The following is a 20,984-nucleotide window of genomic DNA, read 5'->3' as shown; positions in this document are numbered from 1 at the left end:
TTTATATAATTAGGTTAATAGTTGAATCCATTTTTCAAAAACGTAGTTTCTGTCTAACCTTAATTCAATAACCGGAATCAATTCTTTGGCATCAATTGATGAAGTATTGATAATGTAACCATCAGAAACCTGTTCTATTTTCAGATTACTGCCGCTTTTCAAGTTAATGACTGATTTAAGTTTATATCCTTTTATTTGTTCAAATAAAATGTGAATTGAGTTAGCGGACTTCCTGAGGTGCAGGTATATTTTACTTCCTTTATAGGTACTTCCGCCCCAATCACCTTGTTTAAACGGCCCACCTGAAGTATTGTATACTGCGTCTTTGTACATATTTACCCATGAAGAAAATTCCAGGAAACGATCGGTTAGCCGTTTAGGCAGCTCGCCTGTTCGTTCGGGGCCTATGTTCAGTAGGAAATTTCCATTTCCACAAATGACCTTATTGAAGGTATTAACAAGTTCGGCTTTGGTGTGCATTTTTGCATCTGGCTCATACGCATATACAGGATAACTCACGCTGGTACATGCTTCCCAAGGGAAAGAAGGCGCATCTGTTGTCTTTGCCTCATATGAGAAGAAATCGCCGGCAGCGCCATCTGTAACAAAGGTTTCAGGGCCTTTTGTATCGTCCTCTGCTCTTGTAACCGACAAACGGGTGCTCAATGTTGCAGGTTTTAACTGTTTCACAAAGCTATATAGTTCCTTTCCTTCTTTAGGCCCCCATAGCGGATCTAACCAGTGTCCATCAAACCACATAATATCCGGCTTGTAGTTTACAATCAGCTCTTTCACCTGATTATGTACAAATTTAATAAAGGCATCTTTTCCTCCGGTAGGTATATCTGGCGATTTTCCCGCTATAGGCATTGATTGCCAGCCCGCATAATGGATATCAGCAATAGAATAATAAATGCCAAACAACAGCCCTCGCTTGTGCGCCTCCGTTTCCAATTCTTTTAAAATATCCCGTTTAAATTTGCTGCGCTTTAAATCCCAATCACTGTACTTGCTGTTCCAAATGGCAAATCCATCATGATGTTTGGAAATTACAACCATATATTTACATCCAGCTTTCACTGCGAAATCAACGATCTTCTTTGGGTTAAATTTATAAGGATTCCAAGCCAAGGTAATGGAATCGGCTACCCGTTTGGGTGTGCCATTTCCAATAGACCAGGAGTCTCCGGTTTCAGGAGTGTGGCAAGCCATCCAGTGAACAAAAAGTCCTAGTTTTCTATTTTCAAAATCTTTTAGTAAGCGGGTATCTGTTTTTGGATTGATCATCGTGACCTGTGCAACAACCCATCCGCTAAGTAAAAAACCTATAAATGTTAATACTATTTTTTTCACTTCAATTCCAATTTTAGTTAAGCAATTGTCTTATTTCTGCCAACCGAGATTCTAAATTTAAATATTTACCGAGATTTTGAGGCAACAATTGAATCTAATTTCTTAAAATGGATATGAAATTATTTCCCTAAATTGGAAGTCAAACAAATCCTCCTCAGGTATGCAAAAAAATAGGCTACTCCTTACCTTCATATCCTTGTTTGGATTAATTAGCTCTGCTTTTATCGACGGATCTTTCCCTGTGGCTTTACCGGAAGAAGGCTATCAGATTGATACTGTGGCTGAAAACCTGAGAGTACCATGGCAGATTGTGTTTCTACCGGACAAAAGTATATTGTTTACAGAAAGGGAAGGTCGGGTAAGGATCATTAGGAATAACAAACTAGTTACTAAACCTATATTCAATCTCAACGATGTTGTACTCAGGAATAAATCCGGTGCATTAGGGTTATGTTTACATCCTTCGTTTAGTAAAAACAAACAAATCTATTTAGCAAGTAATTACCTATCTGACAATCGTATGAAATTACGTATTGTAAGATATGAATTAATTAAAGACACTTTATTAAACCCTTTAGTGATCTTAAAGGATATCCCTGCAAATCAGAACCATACCGGATGCAGACTTGTTTTTGGACCCGACAAAAAATTGTACATCACCACTGGAGATGCAGATCAGCCAATGCTGGCACAGGATCTAAAAGCTTACAACGGGAAGATACTAAGAGTTAATGACGATGGTGGCATTCCTACTGATAATCCATTTGTTAAAAATGACACCGCCCGCAAAGAGATCTGGTCTTTTGGCCACCGTAATCCACAGGGTATAGCTTTTCAGCCTGTAACGGGATTACTGTACGAATCGGAGCACGGCCCTACTGGTGGAGATGAAATTAACCTTATCAAAAAGGGAGGTAATTATGGATGGCCTGGTATACATCATGACGACAAACGTGATGGCATGGAGTCTCCGTTGGTACAATATACCCCATCAATTGGCCCTAGTGAGATTCTGTTTTACAATGGCGTTCAATTCCCTCAATTGACAGGTAAATTATTAGTCGCCTGCCTCCGTGGAGAAGCCATTTTAAACCTTAGCCTAGTTAATAATAAAATTACTGATCAACTGGTTATGATCAAAAATAAATATGGTAGAATCAGGTCGTTGGTAACTGGCCCAGACGGATATATTTATTTCTCGACCTCAATGAATGATCCAGGAGAAGGGCATCCGCGTGATGGGCATGACGATATGATTTTAAGGATGAGACCTTCTGGAACTTCGGTGTTGGAGTCGCAAAAGTTAAGTCAGACAAAAACTCAAGCAAAACAAGCTCAACATACAACGGCGGGTATTTTTCAACAGCTTTGCGCATCCTGTCATGGAAACAAGTTGCAGGGTACACCAACAGCTAAAGGTTTTATCAACTCAAAGTTTCTATATGGATCTGATAAAAAATCAATTGTAGCCAGTATCACTAACGGAATTACTGATAAAGGAATGCCTGCCTGGAATGGAGCCATAAATACGGAGGATATTAGCAAGCTTGCGGATTTCATCCTTAAAAAATCAAAAAAGAAACAATAAAACTATAAAAATGTCAGAATTTAATCCAGCATTTGATGAATACATTGCAAAATCTGCGGATTTTGCAAAACCCATTCTTAACTATTTAAGGGAAATCATACATGAGACCTGTCCGGAAGTAGTAGAAATTATTAAATGGGGTTACCCTCACTTTGATTACAAAGCAGATATGATGCTTATTCTGGCTGCAGCAAAAACACATTGTAGCTTCAGCCTTTATAAAGCGGAACTGATGAATGACCCCAGAGTGATTGAAAGTGTAAAAGCAGGACAAAAAATGGGATATATGGTAAAACTTAAATCGTTAGCAGATTTACCATCAAAGGAAATACTGGTCGCTTACATCAAAGAAGCTATGGAATTGAATGAAAAAGGTATAAAAAAGCCTAAGCCTCAAAAAGCTGAAGCGCCTAAAGTCATTGAAATACCTGATTATTTTGCAGCGGCACTTGCACTACACCCAGAAGCTAAAGCAATTTTCGAAAGCAAATCGCCCTCTTTTAGAAAGGATTATCTGGTTTGGATAATTGACGCCAAAACGGAAGCCACCAAGCAAAAAAGAATGGAACAAGCTTTAGAATGGATTGCCCAGGAAAAAGGTAGGTTCTGGCAATACGCAAAGTAATTATAGCCGAATTTATACTCGTATGTGACAGATAGCCCATCTTCAAATACTTACTTTTGTAGCATGACGCAAAAAAGATATCTGTTCTTAATTTTAATACTTGGTTCGTTAACTGCTCTTGGCCCCTTTTCTATCGACATGTATTTGCCAGGTTTTAAGGCAATAGCCAAAGATCTTGGTACCAGTGAGGCAAAAGTTGCGTGGTCGTTATCTAGTTATTTCATCGGTATTTCGGCTGGACAGTTGCTTTACGGTCCATTATTAGATCGTTTCGGCAGGAAGAAGCCTTTGTTCATTGGTTTGCTGGTTTATATTTTGGCATCTGCCGGATGTGCCTTGGTTAAGGATATTGATTCGTTTATTATATTAAGATTTGTACAGGCAATTGGAAGTTGTGCGGCTACTGTAGCTTCAGTTGCTATGGTTCGAGATTTGTTTCCGGTTAGTGAAAATGCTAAGGTTTTTGCGTTGTTAATGCTTGTTCTTAGTGTTTCGCCAATGATAGCGCCTACCGTAGGTGGTTACGTTACAGTGGCTTTTGGCTGGCATACAGTATTTTTGATTTTACTTGGCTTGGGCTTGTTTAATCTGATAGCCAGCTGGCTTTGGTTGCCAGAAAGCTATAAGGCTGACACTACAATGTCGCTAAAACCTAAACCGATAATAACCAACTTCTTAGCTGTGTTACGTGAACCTCAGTTTTACACATATGCATTTACTGGTGGAATGGCATTTGCGGGTTTGTTTGTATATATTACGAGTTCCCCTATTTTATTTATGTCGTTGTTTAAGGTAAAGGAGGAGACTTACGGGTGGATTTTCGCTTTTCTTTCGGCAGGATTTATTGGCGCTAGTCAGGTTAATACGCTGATGCTAAAGCGATATAAAAGTGAGCAATTGATTTATGCTGCTATTATTGGACAGGTAATTACGGTTTTGGTGTTTCTGATTGGTAGTATCAATGGCTGGTTCGGCCTTGCCGAAACTGTTGGGTTCTTGTTTTTATTCTTGTGTTGCTTAGGGGTTGCAAATCCAAATGCCGCAGCGCTTTCGCTTGCGCCTTTTTCTAAGAATGCGGGTAGTGCTTCTGCTTTGATGGGTGCTCTTCAAATGGGTTTAGGTGCGCTTGCTTCGGCATGTGTAGGCTTTTTTGAGCAAACATCGGCTGTGCCGATGGTAGCAATTATGACAGGGACTTCGGTTATAGCGCTTACTGTTTTAGCCGTTGGAAGAAGAAACATTATTTCCAATCCTGCTCCTCTAGTGTAAAAATCTCTTCTACAGTGGTATTAAAAACGGCGGCAATCTTTAATACCAGTATGCTTGATGGGACAAACTTCCCAATCTCAATAGAATTAATGGTTTGTCTGGAAACATTTATTTTATCTGCTAGAGCAGCTTGAGTAAGGTCGTGCTTGGCGCGTTCCACCTTTATTGTGTTTTTCATCAGATTCTGGTTAGGCCATAAAAATGTACAGTCTCGAATAACGGATTACGTTTGCAAGTGAGAATACAATGATCAGAAAGTAATTAATTGAGGTTAGATTGAAAGTAATGATCTGATTACTATAAAGATATGTAATGATCAGCTTAATAGTGTAACCAATTATTAATGCAAAAAAAGCAGAAGAACTTCTAATAGCCCCCGATCCTTCATCTTCCCGTTTCTGATTAGAGATAAACAATGTAAATAAGCCAACTAGCAAAGGGACTTCTGCAGTTGAGGATTTGGATGTGAATAGGATCATTGTTCCCAACACGATTAGGAGTAATCCGATGTACTTGGTAAGGTTGGTAAGCGCTTTCATAATTTAAAGATTAGTATGAACGACTAAAAGTACAGTTTATTTATTTAAAAGACAAGTTTATTTGTCTTTTAAATAAATAAACTTGCTGATTTTGGTTTACTTCGCAGCTTCTTCGGGGTCAGAGCCTACCACTAGCAGGGCTTCCTTTCTCTTGAGAGGTCCTGAAATAAATTCAGGATGACGGTCATAATATTTTTACTTCCCACGTAGGGGTATAAGTTCATCATGTTGTCTTACTCTAAAACAAGACAACAATGAACATTAAATCTCTTATCACAACTTCAGTATTATTAGCTATCGGATTGACTACCAGTATCAGTGCAAATGCGCAAAATCAGATGCCGGGAAAAATGCATATTGGCATTGTGTACCCTTTAAGCACCAATGGAACTCGCGCTCCTTTAGATACTAATAACCTTTCTTTTAATTTGATTGGAGGCGTATCTGCTGCCGAACGCGGTTTTGCATTTGCAGGTCTTTCAAATGTTGTGCTTCATGATAGTAAAGGGTTTCTATTTTCAGGCTTCTCTAACCATGTAATTAAAAATGCCGATGGTGGACTATTTGCCGGCTTTGCGAATACTTATGGTGGTGGCAACGGCTTTGCTTTCGCCGGGTTCAGCAATATCTCTTCGGGAAGTGTAAAAGGTGCGCAGTTTGCAGGCTTTGCAAACGTTGCAAAAGACATGAATGGCGCTCAGTTCGCCGGGTTTACTAATATCGCTAAGAATGTAACTGCATCGCAGTTTTCGGGATTTGCCAATATTGCTAAGGATGTAAAAGGTTCTCAGCTTGCAGGTTTCATCAATACCGCAAAGGATGTAAAGGGTTCTCAAATTGCAGGGTTTATAAATGTTGCAAAAAAAGTTAAAGGAGCTCAGATAGCTGGTTTTATGAATATTGCAGAGAGCAGCGATTTTCCAATAGGTATTGTAAACATCATTAAAAACGGTGAGAAAAGTATAGGCGTAAGTACTACCGAAAATCTGACTACAATGTTAACTTTCAGATCTGGAGGTAGGGTGCTTTATGGGATTTTAGGGGTTGGTTATAACTTTAAAAACGACAAGGAAGTATATGCAATTGAGGCTGGTTTTGGAGCGCATTTCTTTCAATCAAAAAGCTTTAGGTTAAATACAGAGTTAACAGCAACTACTTTGGAGAGCTTTAAAGATGGTGAATACTTTAACACTTCGTTACGTGTGTTGCCTGCTTTAAAGATTGCCAAATTTCTGGAAATCTATGCTGGTCCTTCTCTTAACTACGTAAACACCAATACTGTTGAAGGCAAAGCACTAAACAAACATTATATATCGAAATGGCAAAACAAGTGGGGTAACGACTTTCAAGGGCTATACGTTGGATACACCGGAGGTATTCAGGTAATCTTTTAAACCAATTGCAACCTTTAATTAGAATTAACAATCATCATTTATAATACATTAAAAAAACAACCTACTATGAGAAACTTACTATTATACGTTTACATCAGTCTGCTATTTATTTCTTGTTCAAAGGACAGACTAACAGCTAGTGGCGACAAAATCACAGAGGAACGCAAACCAGGCAGCTTTACAGGAATAAGTGGAAGTGGCTCCAACCCTATCCATATAGTATATGGTGCCGATTTTAAGGTTATTTTAAAAGGATCTGACAATTTGATTCCTCGTTTTAAAACCAAGGTTATGAGCAATGTTTTGTACCTAGAATACGAACAAGCCAGTGTTAGGCACGATGACATTGAGGTATTTATTACAATGCCATTGATAGACCGTGTTTCGTTAAGCGGCAGCGGCGAAGTTGAAATTAAAGGTCAGTTTCCTGATGTGGATGTTTTTAAAACCTCTATTAGCGGATCTGGGGAGGTTGAGATTGACGAACCGCTTAATGCAAGACAGACCAAAGTTGATATTTCAGGCTCTGGCAATGCTGATCTGGAAAAGCTAAACACTAAAACTGCTGACATAGATGTTTCAGGCAGTGGTGATGTTAAGATAAAAGTGCAGGACTTACTTAAGGCTAAAATAAGCGGTAGTGGTAAAGTTTACTACTGGGGTAGTCCTCAGGTTAATTCTGACATCAGCGGATCAGGAAAAGTAATTAAACTTTAAAAGCATTTATTGCGACATCTAATTAACTAATACTTAAAATATCCACTTATAGGTATGTTCTGGCACAGTTAGTTAATATAGCTTAGCAACGGATAAATACACGACTCTTAAACATAACTATTATGGCTTTGATTCAATCATATTGGCAAAATTTCATCTCTCTTTTCGGAGCAGCAAGGATTCCGATTAATGACATCCATCAGTTAGAGAAAAGTGCCCCGGATCTGTTGGTATATGCCTTGCCTTTGGTATTCTTTTGCACTGCATTGGAATGTGGATTTTCGCACTTTGCAGAGCATAAAAGCTATGAAAAGAAAGAAACTGTCGGGTCGGTTTTTATTGGCCTTGGAAATTTGGCGGTTAATCTTTTAATGAAAGCAGTATTGCTTTATGGTGCTGTTTGGATATATAATATTTTGCCATGGCGAATGAGCCTAAATTGGTGGACTTTGATTCCTTGCTTTATCATTTATGATTGCTGTAGCTATTGGTCGCATAGAATCTCTCATTTCAACAGGTTCTTTTGGGCCACACATGTGGTACATCACTCGGCTGAACATTACAATTTAACGGTCGCTTTTAGACAAAGCTGGGTGCAGCATTTTAAAACTGTGTTTTTTATCCCGGTGGCTTTAATGGGCTTTAACCCCGTTATATTCTTTGTAGCGAGTCAGTTGAGTACGTTATATCAATTTTGGGTGCACACTGAGGCTATTGGAAAGTTACACCCTTTTATTGAAAAGTATTTTGGTACTCCATCTAATCACAGGGTGCATCATGGTAGTCAGGAGAAGTATTTGGACAAGAACTTTGGTGCTACTTTTATGATCTGGGATCACTTGTTTGGAACCTTTCAATACGAAGAAGAACAACCGATCTATGGTCTGACTACTCCGGTAGAGAATAAAACTAACCCTTTTATTTTGAACTTCCATGAGTATAGAGATATGATTAAGGACGTGAAACAGAGTGATGGAATAAGAGAAATGTTGTTCTTCATTTTTGCTAGTCCGGGTAAGATTTACAAGCACAAGCTTACACATAGTAAAAAGCCAAAGGTTAGGATTAATAGTAGTAGTAGTAGTAGTAGTAGTAGTAGTACTAAGAATACTTTAAAGTTTGCGGGTATATTATTGATGATCATTTTATTGCTTAGTGAGTCGTTACATGTTTTTAGTCAGCCTTTAAAAAAGGGGTATGAGCAAGAAACATCGGGACTACCTACTCCTAAAGGAGAAAACCTGCTGTTTTTTCTTCAGAGAAATCCTGATGCTAATACAGTAATTTATGAGCTTAACTTTAAAAGTGATGGTGTGCTAGATCGTGAAAATCCGGTTAAAGGATCGTGGATCAGGTATACGGAGCAAATAAAATACAAGGAGTTAACTGGTATTGAGCGCAGGTTTGCTTATGGGGTTAAATGTAAAGCTTTACCGAATGATGAATATGAGATAAGATTGGTGGCTTATAAAAAGATGCCGCTGTATCTTAAAAGGTCGGAAATTGATAATAAATATAAGATTTACATAAAGGATGAGGGTAAGGATTTATTGTTGAAAAGGGTTTTTGTTAGGGTTAACGGTGGTTCCTTTTGGTTTCCAAAGGTTGAGTACATTGATTTGATAACTGTGAATAGCGCTTCGGGAATGGAGTTTCTAAAGCGGATTGAGATTTAGAGAAAGGCTCGTATTGTAGTAACAATAGCCGTCATCCTGAATTTATTTCAGGATCCCTCAAGATAAAAAAGGCCTTTATGATGCGAGGTCCTGAAATAAATTCAGGATGACGGCAAGTTTAAGGACGGCTTAAGAAAAACTAATATATTTGATTAAAAAACAGATCAATCTAACAACAACACACTCTATCAACCATATAAACTTGAAACAAACCAACCTATTGATAAACTGAATTAGTGGAATTAAATCATACCCCTATTAAAACTACCTCTCCTTATTATGATGATAAAGTATTTGAACAAATGTTCAAAGCACATTATAAAGAGCTTCACTCCTATGCCAACGTAATGCTAAGGGACGAAGACACTGCGGAGGAAATTGTGCAATCTATGTTTCTTAAATTCTGGGAAAAGAGAGCGTTGTTAAATGTGCAAACTTCAATTAAAGCATACTTATACAAATGTGTTTATAATGATAGTTTAAACTACATAAAGCACCAAAAGGTTAAAACAAAATACCAGGATTTTGCGGCTTATACGATGAATGATCATCATGAAGCAGCATCATCAAGGGTAGAGCTTACTGAGCTTCAATTTAAGCTTCGGGAAGCGTTAAATGAATTGCCCGAACATTGCAGAACTATTTTCCAGATGAGCAGGTTTGAGGAATTGAAATATAGAGAAATAGCCGAGCAACTGGATCTTTCTATTAAAACAGTAGAAAATCAGATGGGTAAGGCTTTAAAAATATTGCGCTTGAAACTGGCCGATTTCATTCCGCTCATTTTACCAGGCATAATCATGTATTACAAAGATTTTTTTAATTAAGAGGAACAGATGACCGAGGAAATATTGATAAAGTTTCTTTTAAAAGAAACAAGTGAAGAAGAAAGTATTGCTGTACAGAAATGGCTGGATGAGGCTACCTCTAACCGGGTGCAGTATACTCAACTTGAAAAAATCTGGACTGCAAGTAAAAGTTTAAGTAGTACAAGTAATATTGATGAGGAACAGGCCTGGACTAAATTTAAAGCTAGAGCTTCTGGTACGGAAACTTCTAGCTCACATGAAGCTATTGTGCGTCCAATAAAACAGTCTTTTGGATGGTTAAAAATTGCCGCTGTTTTGGTTTTAGTTGCCGGAGCATGGATGACGTATAATGTATTTGGCCCTGCAAACTATACAGATCTGACAGCGAGCAATAAGGTGATCACAGAACATCTTCCTGATGGATCTGAAGTAACTTTGAATAAAAATTCGCAGATCAGCTATGCTACTGATTTTAAAGAAGATCGTAGTGTTAAGCTTAAAAAGGGGGATGTGTTTTTTAATGTTGCTCATGATAAATCGAGGCCATTTGTAATTCAGGTAAATAAGGTTTCGGTAACTGTTGTTGGTACTTCCTTTAATGTGAAGCACTTAAAAGGTGAAACTGAAGTAATTGTAGAAACAGGTATCGTAAAAGTGAGCACAGGTAAAGAGGTAGTCGAATTACGTAAAGGAGAAAAGGTTTTGATTAAAGAGGCATCACCAAAATTAATTAAGGAACAAAATACCGATCAGTTGTATAACTACTACCGCAGCGGAGAGTTTGTGTTTTCGAAAACTCCACTTTGGAAGGTTGCAGAGATTTTAAATGAGGCTTATGATGCTCAAATAGTGATACAGGATGCTAGCATTGCGAATGAAACACTTAATACTACACTTAAAGAAATTACTCCTTTGGATAAAAATCTGGAATTAATTACTGTGACTATGCAGAATTTGAAAATAGATCGTAACGATGGGCAGATTGTACTGTCTAAAATTAAATAATGAGATTAACAATAATCATAGCCCTATTAGTCGTAACCGGATATTGTAATGCACAGTCTTCTGTGACCAATTACATGCGTAATTTGGATAAAAGGGTTAATCTGGATATGAAGCAGCAGCCGATTTCTGAGGTGCTCAATAAAATGAGTAAAGCCGGAGATTTCTATTTCTCTTACAGCGGCTCTCTGTTTAAACAGGACAGCATAGTAAACATAAAGGCAAAAGATATGCAGGTTAGGGATGTGCTTGATCGCATATTTAATGGCAAGGTAGACTATAAAGAGACCGGTCAGTACATTATTCTTCGCTATGCGGCAAATCACCTTACCATAGAGCCCGAGAACATTACAAGCGCTGAAAAGCTGTATATCATCAGTGGTTATGTTGTTGATACGGAAACAGGCAAAAAAGTAAAACAGGCAAGTGTTTATGAAAAGCGTTTACTTCAATCGGCACTTACGGATAACGATGGTTATTTCAGGCTTCGGTTTAAAGGCGAACATACTGAAGTGACTTTAACTGCGAGTAAGGATAGCTACAGAGATACTTCGCTGGTTTTTTTGGCTGATATTACGGTTAAGCCCGAGGGTTATGTTGATGAAGATTCTGAAAAGGGTAGTGAGTTTTTCAATTCTATTGAGAGTTCGGGTATTAGCAGGTTTTTTATTTCTTCGAAACAGCGTATGCAGAGTTTAAATATTCCTGATTTCTTTGCTAACACGCCTTTTCAGGCTTCTCTTACTCCCGGTTTAAGTACGCATGGGATAATGAGTTCGCAGGTAATTAATAAGGTATCTCTGAATATTTTAGGGGGCTATACTGCAGGAACTGATGGTGTTGAGGTTGCCGGGATGTTTAACATCACTAAAGGAAATGTTAAAAAACTGCAGATAGCGGGGGTGTTTAATGGTGTTGGTGGTTCGGTAGAGGGCGTACAGGTTGCAGGTGTATTAAACGACGTGCGCACAAATTACAAAGGTGTACAGGTTGCCGGATTACTTAATCATGTTAAGGAAAAAGCTGAAGGTGTGCAAGTTGGCGGGGTTGCTAATGTGGTATCTAAAGATATGAAGGGTATTCAGATTGCAGGCTTTGGTAATTTAACGTCTAAAAACCTTAATGGTATGCAGATAGCCGGTTTTGGCAACATGACTTCGCAAAAAATGAAAGGAACTCAGATTGCCGGTTTCTTTAATTACGCAAAGGAAATGGATGGTTTACAGATTGGTATCGTAAATATTTCTGGTCGTTCTGATGGCTATAGCTTAGGTTTAATAAACTATGTACATCATGGTTATCATAAGCTTAGTTTCTCTACTAATGAAACTATAAACGCCAATGCATCTTTTAAAATGGGTAATGCTAACTTATACAACATCATATTGGCTGGAAAAAACTTTGCCGACTCTGCCAATGTTGAGACTGCTGGTTTAGGGTTTGGCCATGATTTTATACTAAGTAACAGGTTCTCTGTAGCTGCCGAGATAACCTCTCAGTATTTATACCTTGGCAATTGGGATTATTCGAATTTCCTGCACAGGTTTCAAACTAACCTCCAGATTCAGCTGATCAAAGGTGTATCGATATTTGGTGGTCCGGTTTATTCTATTTACTCTACGGATGCTTCTGAAGGTTCGAGCGGCAAGGGTTACAAACAGAACATAGCTCCTGCAAAGCATGATTACATTAGCAAAAGAGCCAAAGGTTGGATTGGCTGGAATGTGGGTATTACAATTATGTAGTGGTTAGTGCTTCTACTACCTCTGCTACTCCGGATGTTGCTGCCTTTTCTATTTTTACGATGTTTTTATAGCGACCTACCTCGGGTATTTTAGGGTCTATTATGTATTTTATTGTTGTTTTTGGAACAAAATCTATTAATCCTGCAGCCGGATAAACTGCCAACGAGGTTCCTATCAGCATAAAAACATCTGCTTTTGAGCAGATTGAAGCTGCTATTTCGATCATTGGTACAGCTTCGCCAAACCAGACTACATGTGGTCGTAGTTGTGAACCAAGTTCACAGTACTCTCCTTCTTTAATTTCCCATCCAGTTATTGGGTAAGTTAGTTCGGGGTTTATATCTGATTGTGATCGGGTAATTACACCATGTAGATGGGTAACGTTAGATGAGCCGGCACGTTCATGTAAGTCATCTATGTTTTGGGTAATGATTTGAACGTTGAAATATTTTTCAAGCTCGGCAAGGGCTTTATGGGCTGCGTTTGGTTGAGCTTCTAATACTTGCTTTCTTCTTTGGTTGTAAAAGTCTTGTACCAGTGCAGGGTTACGTTGCCAGGCTTCAGGGGTGGCCACGTCGTAAACGTTGAATCCTTCCCACAGTCCGTCAGTATCTCTGAAGGTTTTTAAGCCGCTTTCAGCACTGATACCAGCTCCGGTTAATACTACAAGATTTTTTTTCATATGGTGGGATTGGATTGTTAACGTTTAGTTTAGTTAGCGTTTAATTTAGTTGTTTTGCTGGCGGTCGTCATCCTGAATTTATTTCAGGATCTCTCAATAGAAAGGCGGAATAGCGCTTGAGAGGTCCTGAAATAAATTCAGGATGACGATCGACTTAAAGTAAAAAAGCTGTTCTAAAAGAACAGCCTTTAATATAATAAATACTTTACTTACAACGATACTGAAAAACTCAACTATACTGTTGTGTTTACAGACATGCTTAAACGCGGATACTTTGCTCTAAGCAATTCAAATGCGCCGAACATAATAGTACCATAAGCTAGCGTTCCGTAAAGGAATAGTCTTTCGTAAGGTATTGCAGCACCTAGGCATTTAATATATCCTGCTAAGGTCGGCTCATACAATCCAGGGAAATACATTACACCAATATCGGCAACTATCCAGTGCACAAGAACAGCTAAAAGAGCCGCAGTTAAAAAACTTAATACCGTTACTTTTCTAATAAGTACTTTGGCAACAAGAACCATCATCACGAACGCGATATAAGTCCAATACCAGCCGGCATAAAAGAAACCGTAACCCGATGTTTTGGCAATAAAAATATCACTTAACAATAAAAGCACTAAGGGAAATCCAAAAGCTTTGTAATTGTTATTAAAATATGCTCCTCCAAATAAGGCTATCGCCCCTACTGCAGAGAAATTTGCGATGTCTTTGAAATTATCAGATAGTGGCGCAGCAACGCGAATGAGGCTGATCACAACAATAATTAACAGAAGAATGGCAGTACGCGGATTGAATTTAAATTCAGACATATTTTTAAAGATTACAACTCAAAAAGTTTATAACACAAAGTTATATTATTTCTATGGTATTAAAAAGCAAGGTTTCTATTATAAAAACGCACCTGTTTTAATGAAATACAAACATTGCCGGAAAATAATATCCTGAATAAGAAATCTTATTAACCAGATTACCTGATACAGCGCCGTAAAAATAGATATTGTTTACTCCGTAATTCTCTCCATAGCCATCCTGAACGGTTGTAACTATGATCTGATTTGTTTTAGCATCATAACCGAGGTTCTTTTTGTAGAATGATTGCTTATCAGGAGTTGTTATAAAAGGTTGTTGAAGTGTTGCCGGATTTCCTTCGGTATATTTGTACAGCATTTTACCGCCGCCAAATGGGGGTGATTTTAAAAGAAAAACTGTGTTTTCTTTTGTAGAAGCAATTATTGGCGAAGAGAACCAGGTAAACCATGTACTTGCTGGTGTAAATGGCAACTCAACACTGTCGGTAGCTAATGTTACAGGGTCTGAGTTGTACAGAAATTTCCCTTTGGTATACCACACTTTATTATTTGGAGTTTGTGCAAAACCTAGTGTAACTCCTTTTATTTTTTTGGCCACGGTTAGGTCTGCTAAACTATAAATTACGGCACCTTCGGACTGAGAAAGGGTATAAACATATTTGCCGGCTTTAAGCATATCGCCAGTTTGGCCGCTTGTTCCTGCAACTTGAGTAGTGGCATCGTAAGTTTTAAGGTTAACTTTAAAGATTCCCTTGCTGCTACTTAAAAGCCCGTTATTTTCGTCGAGACCGACAAAAGCACGCCAGTCACTTTTCGATGATGCGGGGATACGTCCTACTTCTTTAAGCGTCTTAGCATCAGCTACTACAACCGGTCCACCTATTTTACTTACTACATATAGATTTTTATTGAATATTGTTGCAAACTGAACAGTTGAGCTTTTAGGTTCAAAATCTTTACCTGGGTTTTCTTTTTGCAAAACGCTATCTTTTAGAGTGCGTGAGGCATTATCGAAAAAGGTTACTGAACCTGTACCGTGGCCGTACCAGCCTTCGTTAATGATAAAGAACCCATTTTCGAATTTACCTGGTTCTGGTTGTTGAATTTCTTTGTTGTTGTCTTTTTTACAAGAAAATAGGATTCCTGCTAATACTACAAGTAAAAGCGATTTTTTAAGAAAAATGTTGTTCATTTAGTTGTTATGATTTGTTGAGAGCGGCTTATTATAAAATTGATCTGATTGTTTAATTGCTAACTGGGGGCTTATTTGGCAAGATTTAAGTCGGCAACGCCTAACACTTCTGTTGATAGTTCGCCTAACCAGCCAAGATCGGCTTGAATACCTGTTTGAATTTTGATGAAATCGATACCGGTAAGGTGTACAGTTTTTCCGTCCTTATCGATGGCATTTGCAATATCTATACTGTCGCCACCTACTTTATTATCGGCATAGCCAAAAGCAAATGGTGCGCTAGTGATAAATGTTGGTGTTTCTGCTTTAATACCAGATGAAGGTAGTAATGCTCCCTTAAGTGTATATTCGGTACCCTCTACCCACGATGGAAAGGCTTGTGAAGTAGCTCCTGCAATGGTAACAACTCCAGTTTTACCTTTATTATCTTTCCATGATACGCTACCTCCCGTTGTTGGTTTTGTATAGGTTACTTCATAATCACGAATGTATCCTTCTTTATCAAACTCACTTCCTTTTAGCTCGTACCAGGTATCATCGGGTTTACCGTTTCCATTCTCGTCTTGCATTACCCATACTACTCCAGGCTCTGCCCAGTTTGATTGTGCATTGCCATAAATAATAATGTCGTCTTTCTGGTTTTCATTGATTACTGTGTGGTCAAAACCGAGTACAATATATCCGCCCCATGCGCCTAGAGATACTATGCCTTGTTTACCTTCGATACTTTTTGCTCCTTCAAGTGTTCCAATAGTTTTATTGGTGTATTGACCAGGAGCTGGTAAGTATTCAAAAACTTTGGTTACATATTGATTGCTTCCAGGATTTGATGGTACTGTTGGCACGCCGACATTTACTACATATTTATAGTTAAAAGTACCACTACCGTTTGTAGCTGTGTACTCTATGTTATAAATACCTGCTTTTACAGGGGTGAAATTATAAAATGAGGAGGTGCTTTTAACCTCCCCATCTAGTTTCCATTCCTCATCGTAAGCCTTGTTGTTTACATTAATCGTGGTAAACGCGATTTGTTCATTAACCTTGCTGTTAATTGGGTTATTTTTAATTACCATATCAACCACAGGAGCTTGCTCCGCATCCTCGTCCTTTGTACAAGCAGATAAGATACTGATACTTAGTAAAGCGAAAAGCAGGTAATGTTTAATGTTCATAACAGGCAGATTTAATGAGTACAATATCGTTATTTATAGTTGTAATTGAATACCGCACTTTGAGGTGAACCACCTGTTGCAAATTCAAACTTCTTTTTACCATCAGCGCCGAAACAGAAGAACTTACCAGCAGCTGCATAACCTAAAGCGTCGCCAATGTAAACATCATTACCTAATGGATTTACGGTGATGCCATACGAAGTCATCACAGCTGTTCCATCTTTAACAAAATCAGGTCCTATTGCTCCGTTGGTTACATTTAAAGTTTTTAAATAGTTGATAGGATATGTTCCTTCAACAACTGTATAACCACTATTTCCGACAATTGCAATTCCGGCAAGGTTAATGTCGAAACCGTCAACTTTTTTATCTGTTACGCTACTCAATTTAATGAGTTGAGCTGGAATATCGGCGTAATTTCCTTTTACTATTGTAAACAGATCGCCATTTGCGGTTGCGGCAATCTTTGTAGGGTTAAAACCGACATTGATGTCTTGTTTCTTTGTAAATGTAGCTAGGTCGACCACAGAAACTGATGTATTATTGGGACTTGGATAATAAAATTGATCCGAGTTTGTTACATACAACTTTCCGTTTACAATTGCCAAGCCTTCTAATGCACCACCCACCTGAATTCTTGACTCTATAGCTAAACTAGCAGTATCAATTTTACTGATATAGCCATCGTAACCAGACACATATGCTTTGTTCTTATAGAAAGCAACGAAACGAGGCATAAAGTCGTTTTTATCATCAAAGAAAGAAATCCTTTTTATTGATTTTCCTGTCGCAATGTTAATGACCTCAACATAGGAATCCTGCTTGGTGTCCCTTGCCCCAGTTACAGTGCAATACATTTTACTACCGTATTGTTTTAAATCAGCGGCATCGGTTCCTAAAGAAATTCCATTTTTCAGTTTGAAATAATCTTGTGTTGCTTTACCTTCAGCAAGGTTGTAATAAGTAATGGTACTGTTGTTTGCTAAGCCAAATGAGCCTTCGCACAATACATATACACCGGCCGTAGAAACTGGTCGCTCATTTAATACTGGTAATTTATCTTTTTTACAAGATGCTAATCCTAAAACACTGCCTATGATTGCAAGCAATGCTGGTTTTCTATAGTTTAGTACTGGTTTATTCATGATTGTTCTATTTATATTGTTATTAATATCCATATTTAAAAACGGCATGTTGTGGCAAGGGTCCGGTTGCAAACTCAAACTTCTTGCCTCCATATGCACTAAAGCAGTATGCCTTTCCATCTGTTGCGCCATCGGCAATGTAAACTTCGTTACCGACAGGATTAACAGTTATTCCGTATGCTCCGGCAGTAATAGTACCATCAGTAACAAACTCTTTGCCCAGTATGCCTGTACCTACATCAAACGGTTTTATTGATGCTCCCCAGTCGAGACTTAAATAGGCCGTATTACCTCCTATTGCCAATGCACCTGCGCTGTATTCGTAGTTACCTGTAGCTAAATCGGTTGTACTGTTAATACGTGTTAAACCGGGTAGTATGTCGCTAAAATTACCCCATGAAATTACCAATAAATCTCCGTTTCCTGCTGCTGCAATTCTAACTGGATTATGGATAACTTCTATGTCTTTTATTTTTGCAAAAGTGGTAAGGTCTACCACAGAAACAACATTCTTTTTGCCATTGGGATGAATTGAATGATCTGAGTTTGTAACGTAGATTTTGTTATTTACTACTGCTAGTCCTTCAAGTGCTCCACCTACTTCAACTCTCGAATCAATAGTTAAAGTTGCAGTATCAATACGGGAGATTTTTCCATCATAACCAGATACATAAGCTTTGTTTTTATTAAAGGCCACATAGCGCGGCATAAATTCACTTGAGGCATCAAAGAAAGGTATTCTCTTTAATGACTTTCCTGTAGCTACATCTATCACTTCCAGATAAGAGTTTTTCTTTCCTTGTAAACCTGATACAACACAGTACATTTTACTACCGTAACGCTGTAAATCATTTGCGGTTTCGCCCAATGCATATCCGTTTACTTTTTTAAAGTAATCCTTTTCTGAAGCTTTTGTTTTGATATCGTAATATGAGATGGTGCTATTATTTTGGCCCATATAGCCCTCGCAAAGCATATAAACACCAACGGTTTCTTTTGGCATTAGCGCTTCGGGCTCATCGCTATTAACTTTATCTTTTTTACATGAGGCAATGGTTAGTGCCATAAGCCCGGCTAAAAAGCAAGGTAGTAGTTTGTTATAGTTCATATTACAGATTGGTTATTTCTTTAAATGTAATTTAAGATCTACAGCTCCCCCAATCTCAGTAGAAACCTCTCCAAGCCATCTTGCACGGTAGTTTTCTCTGTCTGGTTCGAAAGGATTTCCATTTGAGTTTTGTGCTGTATAGATTTTAACAAAGTCTATATATTTTAAATTGACTTTACTGCCATTCTTATCAACTGCCCAATCAATATCAAAAGAGTTGTAAGGATCTGTAGTTTCTGTAAGCAATTTAAAGTCTTCAGAACCATTATCTACATAGCCCCATTGAAGTGGCTTATTTGTGATAATATCACCGTCCATAAGCGTACTTTTAAGTAGCGTTCCTGTAAAAGTAAGCTGATCTTGATTTTTTGCCCATTCTGGATAATAATTATTCTTGTTAAATAGGTTTCTTAATACATCCCCCTCTTTACCCTGGTTATCTTTCCAATGAATGTCGTCTTTTAAATTTTTGGGATTATAGTAAGTAATGCTGTAGTTTTTAATGGTTTCGGACTTCTTATATTCACTTCCGGCAAGTTCAAACCATTCTCCGTCGTCAGGTAATCCATTTCCATTTAAATCGCGCATCACCATTACTATTCCAGGTTCAGACCACTCCATATTTTCGCCATACAATGGGTTTCCGTAAACTCCTAAATCAGCCCCTGAAATGTTTTCTATTGAGTGATCAAATCCAAAAACGATATACCCGCCGTATCCTCCTAAAGACACAAGGCTATTGTAAGCCTGCCCTACGATTTGCTTTGTGGCTTCCATGGTTCCAAACCCAGTATTTATAAATTGACCCGGAGCAGGTGAATATTCATATATTTTACTGATGTATTTGCCGCTGGTATTTGTAGCCAAACGTGGCGTGTATGGCACCTCATCATAATAAGGATCACTTGGAGATGTACAAGAGTTTAAACAAAGTAAAACTGCTGAAAGGCCAAGAATTGATTTTTGATAGAACTTCATTTTTTAATTTAGATATGGTTATTTATATACAAAAGCAAAGTGAGCCGGAATATCGCCTGTGGTAACCGACCATTTCTTTTTTCCGCTAGGATCAAAACAGTAAAGTTTACCTGGTGAAACATAGTTTAAGGCATCTGTAACCAAGACTTCTTTGGTTATTGGATGTACTGCTATCCCGTATGGTATAGTGATGGATTTTTCGGTGCCATCGGTAATGAATTTCTGGTCGAGTATGACTTCGTCTTTTACGTTGAGCATACCGTAGGTTATGGTGTACTGGGCTTCGTTATAGTTCCATTCTGAGCCATAGTAATAAGCGATATCTCCATCAATGGTGAGGTTATTTACTGCGATATCAAAGGTCTTTTTTACCTGATCGGTTTTGGTGTCAATTACAAACATTTTTGAGGGAACATCGTAATAATTACCCCTGGAGGTTACGTAAAGATCTCCGTATTTATCTGCCTTTAAACGGTGTAAGTTAATGGCTACATCGATATTTTTTGTTACTTTAAATGAACTCAGATCGATTACTGAAACGGTTCTTTCATATTTTTGAGGACTATATCCACCTGAATTGGCTACATAGAGTTTTTCGCCAACAATGGCCATTTCTTCGGGCTGTCGACCAACATCTACTCTCTTTGTTTCCGTTAAAGATGTGGTATCTATTTCTGCAACAATTCCATTTGGTGCTTTAGGATCTCCAACTGTACCGAGATAGGCGCTCACGTAAGCTTTACCATTATGAAAGGTAACGTAGCGGCAATTGATGATGTTGATTTGTTTGATGCGTTTGCCTGTTTTTACGTCTAAGACTTCTATTTTATTGGAAACATTTACTACCACATAAAGCTTAGAACCGTAAACGGCTATATCATTACCAACATCGCCGAGCCCTTTTACTACTTCTGGATTTGCTTTGTTATAAATGTTTCTTCTATAAATTCCAGTGGTATAATCAAGGTAATCTAAAGATGCCTTATTCATATTCATATTGCCCTCATTTACAATATAAAACCCTTTAACCTGAGCGGATGGATCTGGTGTTAGTAGTGTTTCTTGCTGTTCTGGTACCGGCTTAAGTTCTTTACGACAGGATGTTGTAAGTCCTAATGAAGTAATTAGAATTGCTAAACTAATGGCATTAAGTGTTTTATTCTTTTTCATAA

General features: G+C 38.1%; 20 protein-coding genes. 9 read left to right on the top strand and 11 right to left on the bottom strand.

Features of this window, described 5'->3' with window-relative positions:
* Positions 1–9: 9 nt before the first annotated feature.
* On the bottom strand, positions 10–1,353 hold the full coding sequence (locus HQN83_RS05540; RefSeq protein ID WP_217277334.1) for an alpha-L-fucosidase: 1,344 nt from the start codon (positions 1,351–1,353) through the stop codon (positions 10–12).
* Positions 1,354–1,513: 160 nt separating this feature from the next.
* Here HQN83_RS05540 and HQN83_RS05535 point away from each other — a divergent pair, with 160 nt between their 5' ends.
* From HQN83_RS05535 to HQN83_RS05525, 3 genes are all read left to right on the top strand, one after another.
* The gene (locus HQN83_RS05535; protein WP_173089336.1) at positions 1,514–2,941 is read left to right on the top strand and encodes a PQQ-dependent sugar dehydrogenase; all 1,428 of its coding nucleotides are present in this window, start codon (positions 1,514–1,516) and stop codon (positions 2,939–2,941) included.
* Positions 2,942–2,951: 10 nt separating this feature from the next.
* The gene (locus HQN83_RS05530; RefSeq protein WP_173089335.1) at positions 2,952–3,566 is read left to right on the top strand and encodes a YdeI/OmpD-associated family protein; all 615 of its coding nucleotides are present in this window, start codon (positions 2,952–2,954) and stop codon (positions 3,564–3,566) included.
* Positions 3,567–3,629: 63 nt separating this feature from the next.
* Entirely contained in the window at positions 3,630–4,835 is a 1,206-nt protein-coding gene (locus HQN83_RS05525) for a multidrug effflux MFS transporter (RefSeq protein WP_173089334.1), read from the top strand.
* Here the strand turns inward: HQN83_RS05525 and HQN83_RS05520 are convergent.
* Entirely contained in the window at positions 4,807–5,013 is a 207-nt protein-coding gene (locus HQN83_RS05520; RefSeq protein ID WP_173089333.1) for a helix-turn-helix transcriptional regulator, read from the bottom strand. The two genes, HQN83_RS05525 and HQN83_RS05520, sit on opposite strands and share 29 nt — an antisense overlap.
* A gap of 10 nt (positions 5,014–5,023) precedes the next feature.
* Positions 5,024–5,374, bottom strand: a complete 351-nt coding sequence (locus HQN83_RS05515) for a hypothetical protein (protein ID WP_173089332.1) — start codon at positions 5,372–5,374, stop codon at positions 5,024–5,026.
* Positions 5,375–5,628: 254 nt separating this feature from the next.
* Here HQN83_RS05515 and HQN83_RS05510 point away from each other — a divergent pair, with 254 nt between their 5' ends.
* The 6 genes from HQN83_RS05510 (at position 5,629) to HQN83_RS05485 (ending at position 12,717) form a co-directional block, all read left to right on the top strand.
* Positions 5,629–6,768 carry a hypothetical protein gene (locus tag HQN83_RS05510; RefSeq protein WP_173089331.1) on the top strand — a complete coding sequence of 380 codons (1,140 nt, stop codon included), beginning with the start codon at positions 5,629–5,631 and terminating at the stop codon, positions 6,766–6,768.
* Positions 6,769–6,834: 66 nt separating this feature from the next.
* Positions 6,835–7,485: a GIN domain-containing protein gene (locus HQN83_RS05505; RefSeq protein WP_173089330.1), complete on the top strand. Its 651-nt coding sequence runs from the start codon at positions 6,835–6,837 to the stop codon at positions 7,483–7,485.
* A gap of 122 nt (positions 7,486–7,607) precedes the next feature.
* Complete coding sequence (locus tag HQN83_RS05500) at positions 7,608–9,161, top strand: DUF4833 domain-containing protein (protein ID WP_173089329.1); 1,554 nt, start codon at positions 7,608–7,610, stop codon at positions 9,159–9,161.
* 236 nt (positions 9,162–9,397) lie between these two features.
* A complete protein-coding gene (locus HQN83_RS05495; RefSeq protein WP_317172490.1) occupies positions 9,398–9,988 on the top strand; it encodes an RNA polymerase sigma-70 factor in 591 nt (196 codons plus the stop codon).
* 9 nt (positions 9,989–9,997) lie between these two features.
* Complete coding sequence (locus HQN83_RS05490) at positions 9,998–10,975, top strand: FecR family protein (protein WP_173089328.1); 978 nt, start codon at positions 9,998–10,000, stop codon at positions 10,973–10,975.
* Positions 10,975–12,717, top strand: a complete 1,743-nt coding sequence (locus tag HQN83_RS05485; protein WP_173089327.1) for a peptidase associated/transthyretin-like domain-containing protein — start codon at positions 10,975–10,977, stop codon at positions 12,715–12,717. Before HQN83_RS05490 ends, HQN83_RS05485 begins: the two co-directional genes overlap by 1 nt.
* On the opposite strand, the gene HQN83_RS05480 is transcribed toward HQN83_RS05485, so the two are convergent.
* The 8 genes from HQN83_RS05480 to HQN83_RS05445 form a co-directional block, all read right to left on the bottom strand.
* Positions 12,710–13,399 (bottom strand): SIR2 family NAD-dependent protein deacylase, encoded by a 690-nt coding sequence (locus HQN83_RS05480; RefSeq protein WP_173089326.1) that lies wholly within the window; start codon positions 13,397–13,399, stop codon positions 12,710–12,712. The two genes, HQN83_RS05485 and HQN83_RS05480, sit on opposite strands and share 8 nt — an antisense overlap.
* Positions 13,400–13,632: 233 nt before the next feature.
* Entirely contained in the window at positions 13,633–14,214 is a 582-nt protein-coding gene (locus HQN83_RS05475; protein WP_173089325.1) for a DUF6580 family putative transport protein, read from the bottom strand.
* Positions 14,215–14,311: 97 nt separating this feature from the next.
* Positions 14,312–15,406, bottom strand: a complete 1,095-nt coding sequence (locus tag HQN83_RS05470) for a DUF5074 domain-containing protein (protein ID WP_173089324.1) — start codon at positions 15,404–15,406, stop codon at positions 14,312–14,314.
* 71 nt (positions 15,407–15,477) lie between these two features.
* Positions 15,478–16,581, bottom strand: a complete 1,104-nt coding sequence (locus tag HQN83_RS05465; RefSeq protein WP_173089323.1) for a fimbrillin family protein — start codon at positions 16,579–16,581, stop codon at positions 15,478–15,480.
* Between the two features lie 29 nt (positions 16,582–16,610).
* Entirely contained in the window at positions 16,611–17,726 is a 1,116-nt protein-coding gene (locus tag HQN83_RS05460) for a YncE family protein (protein ID WP_173089322.1), read from the bottom strand.
* Positions 17,727–17,748: 22 nt separating this feature from the next.
* Complete coding sequence (locus tag HQN83_RS05455) at positions 17,749–18,834, bottom strand: DUF5074 domain-containing protein (RefSeq protein ID WP_173089321.1); 1,086 nt, start codon at positions 18,832–18,834, stop codon at positions 17,749–17,751.
* A 12-nt stretch (positions 18,835–18,846) separates the two neighbouring features.
* Positions 18,847–19,812 (bottom strand): PKD domain-containing protein, encoded by a 966-nt coding sequence (locus HQN83_RS05450; RefSeq protein ID WP_173089320.1) that lies wholly within the window; start codon positions 19,810–19,812, stop codon positions 18,847–18,849.
* An 18-nt stretch (positions 19,813–19,830) separates the two neighbouring features.
* Positions 19,831–20,982, bottom strand: a complete 1,152-nt coding sequence (locus HQN83_RS05445; protein ID WP_173089319.1) for a YncE family protein — start codon at positions 20,980–20,982, stop codon at positions 19,831–19,833.
* Positions 20,983–20,984 lie beyond the last annotated feature (2 nt).

Origin of the sequence: Pedobacter foliorum, from assembly GCF_013266735.1 — a bacterium.
Taxonomy (GTDB): Bacteria; Bacteroidota; Bacteroidia; order Sphingobacteriales; family Sphingobacteriaceae; genus Pedobacter; species Pedobacter foliorum.
This window is presented reverse-complemented; position numbering and strand designations above follow the sequence as displayed.

What these genes read in the sequence shown, in the direction of transcription:
- HQN83_RS05535 (WP_173089336.1), top strand. Translation starts at nt 1,514, where the DNA reads ATGCAAAAAAATAGGCTACTCCTTACCTTCATATCCTTGTTTGGATTA.
- HQN83_RS05490 (WP_173089328.1), top strand. Translation starts at nt 9,998, where the DNA reads ATGACCGAGGAAATATTGATAAAGTTTCTTTTAAAAGAAACAAGTGAA.
- HQN83_RS05455 (WP_173089321.1), bottom strand. Translation starts at nt 18,834, where the DNA reads ATGAACTATAACAAACTACTACCTTGCTTTTTAGCCGGGCTTATGGCA.
- HQN83_RS05530 (WP_173089335.1), top strand. Translation starts at nt 2,952, where the DNA reads ATGTCAGAATTTAATCCAGCATTTGATGAATACATTGCAAAATCTGCG.
- HQN83_RS05505 (WP_173089330.1), top strand. Translation starts at nt 6,835, where the DNA reads ATGAGAAACTTACTATTATACGTTTACATCAGTCTGCTATTTATTTCT.
- HQN83_RS05480 (WP_173089326.1), bottom strand. Translation starts at nt 13,399, where the DNA reads ATGAAAAAAAATCTTGTAGTATTAACCGGAGCTGGTATCAGTGCTGAA.
- HQN83_RS05520 (WP_173089333.1), bottom strand. Translation starts at nt 5,013, where the DNA reads ATGAAAAACACAATAAAGGTGGAACGCGCCAAGCACGACCTTACTCAA.
- HQN83_RS05475 (WP_173089325.1), bottom strand. Translation starts at nt 14,214, where the DNA reads ATGTCTGAATTTAAATTCAATCCGCGTACTGCCATTCTTCTGTTAATT.
- HQN83_RS05500 (WP_173089329.1), top strand. Translation starts at nt 7,608, where the DNA reads ATGGCTTTGATTCAATCATATTGGCAAAATTTCATCTCTCTTTTCGGA.
- HQN83_RS05510 (WP_173089331.1), top strand. Translation starts at nt 5,629, where the DNA reads ATGAACATTAAATCTCTTATCACAACTTCAGTATTATTAGCTATCGGA.
- HQN83_RS05450 (WP_173089320.1), bottom strand. Translation starts at nt 19,812, where the DNA reads ATGAAGTTCTATCAAAAATCAATTCTTGGCCTTTCAGCAGTTTTACTT.
- HQN83_RS05465 (WP_173089323.1), bottom strand. Translation starts at nt 16,581, where the DNA reads ATGAACATTAAACATTACCTGCTTTTCGCTTTACTAAGTATCAGTATC.
- HQN83_RS05460 (WP_173089322.1), bottom strand. Translation starts at nt 17,726, where the DNA reads ATGAATAAACCAGTACTAAACTATAGAAAACCAGCATTGCTTGCAATC.
- HQN83_RS05470 (WP_173089324.1), bottom strand. Translation starts at nt 15,406, where the DNA reads ATGAACAACATTTTTCTTAAAAAATCGCTTTTACTTGTAGTATTAGCA.
- HQN83_RS05445 (WP_173089319.1), bottom strand. Translation starts at nt 20,982, where the DNA reads ATGAAAAAGAATAAAACACTTAATGCCATTAGTTTAGCAATTCTAATT.
- HQN83_RS05525 (WP_173089334.1), top strand. Translation starts at nt 3,630, where the DNA reads ATGACGCAAAAAAGATATCTGTTCTTAATTTTAATACTTGGTTCGTTA.
- HQN83_RS05485 (WP_173089327.1), top strand. Translation starts at nt 10,975, where the DNA reads ATGAGATTAACAATAATCATAGCCCTATTAGTCGTAACCGGATATTGT.
- HQN83_RS05515 (WP_173089332.1), bottom strand. Translation starts at nt 5,374, where the DNA reads ATGAAAGCGCTTACCAACCTTACCAAGTACATCGGATTACTCCTAATC.